This is a genomic window from Vannielia litorea (genome assembly GCF_018424695.1).
GTDB classification, from domain to species: domain Bacteria; phylum Pseudomonadota; class Alphaproteobacteria; order Rhodobacterales; family Rhodobacteraceae; genus Vannielia; species Vannielia litorea_A.
On the sequence record NZ_QTNQ01000204.1, the window covers coordinates 1 to 826 of the forward strand.

2 protein-coding genes are annotated in these 826 nt (G+C 67.6%); one reads left to right on the forward strand and one right to left on the reverse strand.

Features of this window, described 5'->3' with window-relative positions; translation table 11 throughout:
• Nucleotides 1-274 (forward strand): coproporphyrinogen III oxidase (locus DYI42_RS23970; RefSeq protein WP_213549640.1); only part of this gene is annotated, 274 nt, incomplete at its 5' end.
• A 182-nt stretch (nt 275-456) separates the two neighbouring features.
• Here DYI42_RS23970 and DYI42_RS23975 read toward each other — a convergent pair.
• Nucleotides 457-699, reverse strand: coding sequence for a DoxX-like family protein (locus tag DYI42_RS23975; protein ID WP_213549641.1), 243 nt, complete (start codon nt 697-699; stop codon nt 457-459).
• Nucleotides 700-826 lie beyond the last annotated feature (127 nt).

The window sequence follows — 826 nt, forward strand, 5'->3', positions numbered from 1 at the left end:
CTTCATGGATGATCGCAACTCGGGTGACTGGGAGGCGGATTTTGCTCTGGTGCAGGACATCGGGCGGGCCTTCCTGCCGGCCTATGTGCCGCTGGTGGAGAAGCGGCGGGGGATGGCATGGGGCGAGGCCGAGAAGGATGTGCAGCTGGTGCATCGCGGGCTCTATGCGGAATATAACCTTGTCTATGACCGGGGCACTAAGTTCGGGTTGGCCACGGGGCATGATGCAAATGCCGTGCTGATGAGCCTGCCGCCTTTGGCGAAGTGGGTGTGACAGTGGGCTGCGCTCGGACTTGGGAGGGCGTGTCGCAACGCCTGTGCCCTGAGCTTTTCTGAGAGGTTTGAAGGCTGTCTGAGGGGGGCGCGACGCCATCAATGCGCCCTCCCGGGGGGAGGGTCGGGCGCGGCCCCGGGGTTGAAGCCCGCGCCCTGCTTTGGCCACTGGGCCGAGGGGCTTTAGCGCTCCGTATCTAGCGCGCGGGTGGTGAGCAGCAGGGCGAGGATGGGCAGGTTCTTGAGCAGCGCGCCGTAGGGATCGAGCCAGAGGTGGGGGGCGATTGCCGTCAGGCCGACCGTGTAGCCGCCGACCAGCAGGATCTGCGCCCAGAAGGTGAGGCGGGGGTGCCAGTTTCGGAACAGGGCGGCGGCGAGCGCGAGGTCCAGCACGCCGAAGGTGGGCAGCGGTGATGAGGGTGTCATCCGGCAGGCCGGTGGCGGCGAGGTCGGGCAGGTAGGCGCTGGGCGGGGTGAAGAGTCCGAGCAGGCCGGAGATCAGCCAGAGCAGGCAGAGGGTGAGGCGCAGGAGCGGGCGCAGCAGGTAGAGGCG